The organism is Streptomyces mutomycini, assembly GCF_001700505.1.
GTDB lineage: Bacteria > Actinomycetota > Actinomycetes > Streptomycetales > Streptomycetaceae > Streptomyces > Streptomyces mutomycini.
Map to the genome: position 1 here is coordinate 19,904 of NZ_MAPV01000152.1, position 7,353 is coordinate 27,256.

The 7,353-nt window shown below is 70.4% G+C and carries 7 protein-coding genes; 3 read left to right on the forward strand and 4 right to left on the reverse strand.

The features are described from left to right. Positions 1-35 precede the first annotated feature (35 nt). Together BFF76_RS21510 and BFF76_RS21515 are read right to left on the reverse strand one after the other, a co-directional pair. Entirely contained in the window at positions 36-413 is a 378-nt protein-coding gene (locus BFF76_RS21510; RefSeq protein ID WP_065848866.1) for a helix-turn-helix domain-containing protein, read from the reverse strand. After that, positions 410-661 carry a YkoF family thiamine-binding protein gene (locus BFF76_RS21515; RefSeq protein WP_042837257.1) on the reverse strand — a complete coding sequence of 84 codons (252 nt, stop codon included), beginning with the start codon at positions 659-661 and terminating at the stop codon, positions 410-412. The genes BFF76_RS21510 and BFF76_RS21515 overlap by 4 nt, the downstream gene beginning before the upstream one ends. A 284-nt stretch (positions 662-945) precedes the next feature. Here BFF76_RS21515 and BFF76_RS21520 point away from each other — a divergent pair, with 284 nt between their 5' ends. From BFF76_RS21520 to BFF76_RS21530, 3 genes are all read left to right on the forward strand, one after another. After that, complete coding sequence (locus BFF76_RS21520) at positions 946-1,785, forward strand: TIM barrel protein (RefSeq protein WP_031099730.1); 840 nt, start codon at positions 946-948, stop codon at positions 1,783-1,785. 44 nt (positions 1,786-1,829) lie between these two features. Beyond that, positions 1,830-2,723: a 2-hydroxy-3-oxopropionate reductase gene (locus BFF76_RS21525; RefSeq protein WP_031099731.1), complete on the forward strand. Its 894-nt coding sequence runs from the start codon at positions 1,830-1,832 to the stop codon at positions 2,721-2,723. A 184-nt stretch (positions 2,724-2,907) separates the two neighbouring features. Then, positions 2,908-4,365 (forward strand): catalase, encoded by a 1,458-nt coding sequence (locus BFF76_RS21530; protein ID WP_065848867.1) that lies wholly within the window; start codon positions 2,908-2,910, stop codon positions 4,363-4,365. Positions 4,366-4,615: 250 nt separating this feature from the next. Here BFF76_RS21530 and BFF76_RS21535 read toward each other — a convergent pair whose 3' ends face one another. Together BFF76_RS21535 and gcl are read right to left on the reverse strand one after the other, a co-directional pair. Beyond that, on the reverse strand, positions 4,616-4,975 hold the full coding sequence (locus BFF76_RS21535) for a hypothetical protein (protein ID WP_141695642.1): 360 nt from the start codon (positions 4,973-4,975) through the stop codon (positions 4,616-4,618). Between the two features lie 245 nt (positions 4,976-5,220). After that, positions 5,221-7,005: a glyoxylate carboligase gene (gene gcl / locus BFF76_RS21540; protein ID WP_031099732.1), complete on the reverse strand. Its 1,785-nt coding sequence runs from the start codon at positions 7,003-7,005 to the stop codon at positions 5,221-5,223. Between the last annotated feature and the right edge of the window lie 348 nt (positions 7,006-7,353).

The window sequence follows — 7,353 nt, forward strand, 5'->3', positions numbered from 1 at the left end:
CTTTCCCGCGGCGGCATCGGACGCAATGGGCTCAGCTACCCGCCCTTGGCGGCATTGTCCCGGTTCAGGTAGTTGTAGACGGTGAAGCGGGACACTCCGAGGGCCCCGGCCACGGTCTCCACACCGTGCCGCACGGAGAAGGCGCCGCGCGCCTCAAGGGTGCGCACCACACCCTGCTTGGTCTTACGGTCCAGGTCGGCCAGCGGCATCCCGTGCCGCCGCTCCATCGCGGCCAGGATGTGGTCGAGCGATTCGGAGAGCTGCGGGAGCCGCACCGCTATGACGTCCACCCCCTCCCACGCGAGCACCACGTCCTCGGGGGTGGCCCGCCCCGGGTCGAGGAGTTCGGCTCCCATGGCGTCGACGAGCGGCTTCACCGCTGCGACCAGGGGGTGATCGGCCGGTTCGGTCACGGCGCGTCCTCCCCGATCACGTTGAGCTGAAGGGACACCCGGGTGGCACCCGAGGCCAGGGTCTTGCGCAGGAGCGAGTCCACCGCGGTCAGGATCCGGTCCGCGCCCCCCTCGGCCGTGTTCCCGAACGGGCCCACGTCCACGGCGTCGAGGCCGGCCCCCTGGACGACCTCGCGGGCCACCACGGCGTGGGCGGGCGCCTCGTCCAGATCGAAGGGTTCGGTGGTGAATTCCACCCTCAAGCGCACGGTGCCTCCCTCATGTCCCGCCGTGTCGATCGGCTCGCACGGCTCACCCCGACCCTATGACACCGGCCTTCCGGCACACCGGGGCCGACGGGCGCCGCACCCCCGGACGCGGCACAGGCCGCCTGACCGGGCACGGACAGGGAGGCACAGAGAGGCATGCCCTGCGGACCCCCACCCCACCCCCGCGCGCCCGGAGTTCGGAATCCCCCCTTGACAGCCTCACCACCAGCCGGGCAATCTTCCGTTAAGCAGAAACAAACTTCCGCAATACGGAAGGAGCGATGATGGGCCTCTCGGACCAGCGCTTCGATGTGAACCTCTCGATCCTCTTCACCGAACTCCCGCTCCTGGAGCGCCCCGCGGCGGCAGCCGCCGCGGGCTTCACCGCGGTCGAGCTCTGGTGGCCCTGGACCGAGACCCCCACCCCCGCGCAGGCCGAGCTCGACGCCCTGAAGAAGGCGCTCGACGACGCGGGCACGCAGCTGGTGGGGCTGAACTTCTACGCGGGCCGGCTGCCCGGCCCCGATCGCGGGGCACTCTCACTGCCCGGCGAGGAATCGGGCCGTTTCCGCACCAACATCGACGTGGCGGCGGACTTCGCGTCCTCGGTCGGCTGCAAGGCCCTCAACGCGCTCTACGGCAACCGCGTCGAGGGTGTGGACCCGGCCGCCCAGGACGAACTCGCCCTGGAGAACCTGGTACTGGCCGCCCGCACGGCCGACCGGATCGGGGCGACGCTCCTGATCGAGACGCTCAACGCCACGGAGTCACCGCTCTACCCCCTGGTCAGCGCACCGGCGGGCGTCGAGGTCGTCGACCGCGTCAACGAGGCCACGGGCCTGGGCAACGCCGCATTCCTGCTCGACCTCTACCACCTGTCGATGAACGGCGAGGACCTCGGCCAGGTGATCAAGGCATACGCCTCGAAGACCGGCCACGTCCAGATCGCCGACAACCCGGGGCGGGGCGCGCCCGGCACCGGCTCGCTCCCGCTGGAGCGGCTCCTCGGCGAGCTGGCCGAAGCCGGTTACGACGGCTGGGTCGGCCTGGAGTACAAGCCGGGCGACCGCCCGAGCGCGGAGTCCTTCGACTGGCTCCCCGCCGAGCACCGGCCGGCCCGCTGAGGGCCCCGCCCCCACGTACACACGCTTACCGGAAGGCACTCCTCATGAGCAGCAACCTCCCCACGGTCGCCTGGATCGGGCTCGGCATCATGGGCTCCCCCATGTCGGAGAACCTGGTCAAGGCCGGATACCAGGTCACCGGCTACACCCTGGAGCAGGACAAGGTCGACAGGCTCGTCGCGGCGGGCGGCCGGGGCGCCGCCTCGATCGCGGACGCGGTCCGCGACGCCGACGTCGTCATCACCATGGTCCCGGCGTCCCCGCAGGTCGAGGCCATCGCGTACGGCCCCGACGGCATCCTGGAGAACGCCCGGCGGGGCGCCCTGCTGATCGACATGTCGTCGATCACCCCGCAGACCTCCGTGGACCTGGCGAAGAACGCGAAGGACAAGGGCATCCGCGTGCTGGACGCCCCCGTGTCCGGCGGAGAGGCGGGCGCGATCGAGGCCGTCCTGTCCATCATGGCCGGCGGCGAGCAGACCGACTTCGACGCCGCGCAGCCCCTGCTGCAGGTGCTCGGCAGAACGATCGTGCTGTGCGGCCCCCACGGCTCCGGCCAGACGGTGAAGGCCGCCAACCAGCTGATCGTCGCGGTGAACATCCAGGCCTGCGCCGAGGCGGTCGTCTTCCTGGAGAAGTCCGGTGTCGACCTGGCCGCCGCACTCGACGTACTGAACGGCGGTCTCGCCGGCTCGACGGTCCTGACCCGCAAGAAGGACAACTTCCTCGAGCGGGACTTCGCCCCGGGCTTCCGGATCGACCTGCACCACAAGGACATGGGCATCGTCACGGACGCCGCCCGCAACGTCGGCGCCGCCCTGCCCGTCGGCGGGGTCGTGGCCCAGCTGGTCGCCTCACTGCGCGCCCAGGGCGACGGCGGACTCGACCACTCGGCGCTCCTGCGCTCGGTCGAGCGGCTCTCCGGCTCCCAGGTCTGACACCCCCGGCCCTCCACAGGGCCCCCTGAACTCCGGGTCGCGGCGGTGCTGACACCTGTCATGTCGCGCCCAGGCGCCGCCGCGGCCCGGAACCTCTTCCTCCGATTTCAACAAACTGTTGACGTGCTGATCCCGGCTTATCTACGCTCCTGAGGCCGTCAGCAGCCCCGTACGGAAGGCCTCCATGTCCCAGCGTGTGCTCACGACCGAGTCAGGCGCCCCGGTCGCCGACAACCAGAACTCCGCCACGGCCGGCGCCGGTGGGCCGGTACTCCTCCAGGACCAGCACCTGCTGGAGAAGCTCGCCCGTTTCAACCGTGAGCGCATCCCGGAGCGCGTCGTCCACGCCCGCGGCTCCGGCGCATACGGCTACTTCGAGGTGACCGACGACGTCACCGGCTTCACCCGCGCCGACTTCCTCTCCCAAGTGGGCCGCCGAACCGAGACGTTCCTCCGCTTCTCCACGGTCGCGGACTCCCTCGGCGGCGCGGACGCCGTCCGAGACCCCCGCGGCTTCGCCCTCAAGTTCTATACGAACGAGGGCAACTACGACCTCGTCGGGAACAACACCCCGGTCTTCTTCATCAAGGACCCGGTCAAGTTCCCCGACTTCATCCACTCCCAGAAGCGGGACCCGTTCACGGGCCGTCAGGAGCCCGACAACGTATGGGACTTCTGGGCGCACTCCCCGGAGGCCACCCACCAGGTCACCTGGCTGATGGGCGACCGCGGGATTCCCGCCTCGTACCGGCACATGAACGGCTACGGCTCGCACACGTACCAGTGGACGAACGCGGAGGGCGATGCCTTCTTCGTGAAGTACCACTTCAAGACGAACCAGGGCGTTCGCTCACTCTCCGCCGAGCAGGCCGCCGAGCAGGTCGGCAAGGACGCCGACTCGCACCAGACGGACCTGCTCCAGGCCATCGAGCGGGGCGTCAACCCGTCCTGGACGCTGCACGTGCAGCTCATGCCGGCCGCCGAGGCGGCGGACTACCGCTTCAACCCCTTCGACGTGACGAAGGTCTGGCCGCACGCCGACTACCCGCTGCAGCGCGTGGGCCGCCTCGTGCTGGACCGCAACCCGGACAACGTCTTCGCCGAGGTGGAGCAGGCCGCGTTCTCGCCGAACAACTTCGTCCCCGGCATCGGTCCCTCCCCGGACAGGATGCTCCAGGGCCGGCTCTTCGCCTACGCCGACGCGCAGCGCTACCGGCTGGGGATCAACCACACCCAGCTCCCGGTCAACGCGCCGAAGGCTGCCGTCGTCGACAACTACGGCCGCGACGGGCTGCACGCGACGCGTCACGGCTCGCGCCAGGACAGGAACTACGAGCCCAACTCCTACGCCGGACCCGCGCAGACCGGTGAGGCCCTGGCCGCCCCGCTCGCCGTGCACGGCTGGACGGGCACGCACGAGACGCCCGCGCACACCAAGGACGACGACTTCTTCCAGGCGGGCGAGCTCTACCGGCTCATGTCGGCGGACGAGAAGGACCGCCTGATCGCCAACATCGCCGGAGGTCTCTCACAGGTCACCCGCGACGACGTCATCGAGAAGAACCTCGCCCACTTCCACGCCGCCGACGCCGACTACGGCAGGCGCGTGGAGGAGGCGGTCCGCGCCCTGCGCGAGGACTGAGCCTCCCTCCCGGGGCCCTGCCCGTGCCGCGCACCCGGATGAGGGGCAGCGCGCGGCACCGGCAGGACGGGACCGCGGCGGCGGACGACGCCAGTGCGGTGGCGAAGGGCCGGACGGCCCGGTTCCAGACCTGAAGGAACCAGGCTGCCCGCCGCCCACGCCCGCCGTCGCGGTCGCCGTGACACACGACAGCAGGGGTGCGGTGTACGCCGGTCAGGCGTGCACCGCACCCCTGTGTCATGACGTGCCGTCACGGTGCGGGCGGCGCTTCCTCGCTCCCCAGCCACTCGTCGAGATACCCGACGAGCTTCGTTTCGCTCCGCTCGACGCGCTCCCTCCGGTCCCACGGCAGTGATGCCAGAGCGTCCACGAGCACCTGGCCCCGGGATACGTGCACCATCGAGCCGGAGTAGACCCGGCAGCCGGAACACCATGCCAGCCCGATGCACCGTTCGAACGAGGGGCTCTCCGGGGGATGGAAGCGATACCGGTACGAGCGGACGGCCGTCCCGCACGCCGCACAGACGCGTCGGTCCCCGTCCAGGAGCGTCTCCCACGTCGTGGACTTGACCCAATGTCGCCCCTGGCCCGCGCCCCGTCCTGTCTTCACGCCGGCCATTCTCCCTCTGGCGCCGACAGCCCCGACCGCACCGCCCGCTGCGGGGGTTCACCCTGCGTCCGGGAGCCCCTCGTCGGGCAGATCGAACGGAGACCCCGGAGGCACCCAGGGCCGGGCCGGTCGTCGCGCACGCCGGCTTAACTGCGGGGCGGGCACACCGGGGCCCGGCCCGCGGCCGGCTCCCAGGTGGGGAGCGGGCGGGCCGGGCCCCAGGGGTTCCGGCGGTGGCTACGGCGTCAGGACACCGTCAGCGCCCGGATCGCGGTCGGCGCGTGGCCCGGCTCGGACGCCACGTCCTCGAACTCGTTCACCGACGCGATGTCGGTCCCGCTCATCGAGATGTTCGTGACCCGCTCCAGGATCGCCTCGACGACGACGGGAACCCTGTGTTCGGCCGCGAGCTTCTTGGCCTCCTCGAAGGCCGGCAGCAGCCGGTCGGGCTCGGTGACCCGGATCGCCTTGCAGCCCAGGCCCTCCACCACTTTGACGTGGTCCACGCCGTAGACGCCCAGCTCCGGGGAGTTGAGGTTCTCGAACTCCAGGCTGACCTGGAAGTCGATGTCGAAGTTGCGCTGCGCCTGCCGGATGAGCCCGAGGTAGGAGTTGTTCACCAGCACGTGGACGTACGGGATTCGGTGCTGCGCGCCGACGGCGAGCTCCTCCAGCATGAACTGGAAGTCGTAGTCACCGGAGAGGGCGACCACGGAGCCGTCCGGGTCCGCCGTGGCGACGCCGAGCGCTGCGGGGATCGTCCAGCCCAGCGGCCCGGCCTGGCCGCAGTTGATCCAGTGGCGCGGCCGGTGGACGTGCAGCATCTGCGCGCCCGCGATCTGGGAGAGGCCGATGGTGGAGACGTAGCGGGTCTCGGGGCCGAACGCCCGGTTCATCTCCTCGTAGACCCGCTGCGGCTTAAGCGGCACGTTGTCGAAGTGCGTGCGGCGCTGCAGCGCGGCCCGGCGTTCCTGCGTGGACGCGGCCCAGGCCGAGCGGTCCTTCAGCTTGCCGGCCGCCTCTAGTTCCCGCGCCACCTCGACGAAGAGCGCCAGTGCCGCCTTCGCGTCCGAGGCGATGCCGAGGTCGGGGGCGAAGATCCTGCCCAGCTGGGTGGGCTCGATGTCGACGTGGACGAAGGTGCGGCCCGCGGTGTAGACGTCCAGCCTGCCGGTGTGGCGGTTGGCCCAGCGGTTGCCGATGCCGAGGACGAAGTCGGACTCCAGGAAGTTCGCGTTGCCGTAGCGGTGCGAGGTCTGCAGGCCGACCATGCCCGCGTTCAGCTCGTGGTCGTCGGGGAGGATGCCCCAGCCCATCAGGGTGGGGACGACCGGGACTCCGGTCAGCTCGGCGAACTCCACCAGGAGGGCGGAGGCGTCGGCGTTGATGATGCCGCCGCCGGCGACGAGCAGCGGGCGCTCGGAGGCGTTGAGCATCTCGACGGCCCGCTCGATCTGCTTGCGGCTCGCGGCGGGCTTGTGCACGGGCAGCGGCTCGTACAGCTCGGGATCGAACTCGATCTCGGTGAGCTGCACATCGATCGGCAGGTCGATGAGGACCGGCCCCGGCCGGCCCGTACGCATCAGGTGGAAGGCCTGCTGGAAGACGCCCGGGACCTGCGCGGCCTCCAGGACCGTGGTCGCTGCCTTGGTCACCGGCGCGGCGATCGACGCGATGTCGACGGCCTGGAAGTCCTCCTTGTGGAGGACCGCGGTCGGCGCCTGACCGGTGATGCAGAGGATCGGGACCGAGTCGGCCATGGCCGAGTAGAGACCGGTGATCATGTCGGTGCCGGCGGGCCCGGACGTGCCGACGCAGACGCCGATGTTCCCGGCCGCGGCACGGGTGTAGCCCTCCGCCATGTGAGAGGCGCCCTCGACGTGGCGGGCGAGGGTGTGCTGCACGCCTCCGGAGGCCTTGAGGGCAGCGTAGAACGGGTTGATCGCCGCACCCGGCACACCGAACGCGTTGCTGACACCTTCGCGCTTGAGGATCTCAACTGCCGCTCGGGCAGCGGTCATACGAGGCATGAGTGCTCCTGCTCGGACCTGGTGGAGTCGGGCTCTGTCGCGCCACCTGAGAGCACCAATTCCGCATTACGGAAAATTAGTTCTGCTATACGGAATCAACTTAGGACGAGGTGGCACGGCCGTCAAGGGAGGACGGACGAGACGACGGAACTCATCGGGCCGAAGTGCGCAATTCCCTCCCCCGACCGTCGCTCCTGGTGGACGATGGAGCCACGCAACGCAGTCACCGCCGCACGGGCGGGAGTAAGGGGCAGCCAGTGGAGTCCGTACCGGTGCGCTGCCCGGCCTGCCGCCGGGAGCACGCGTACATCACGCCGGTGTACCCCTGCCCGTGCGGCGGTGACTGCG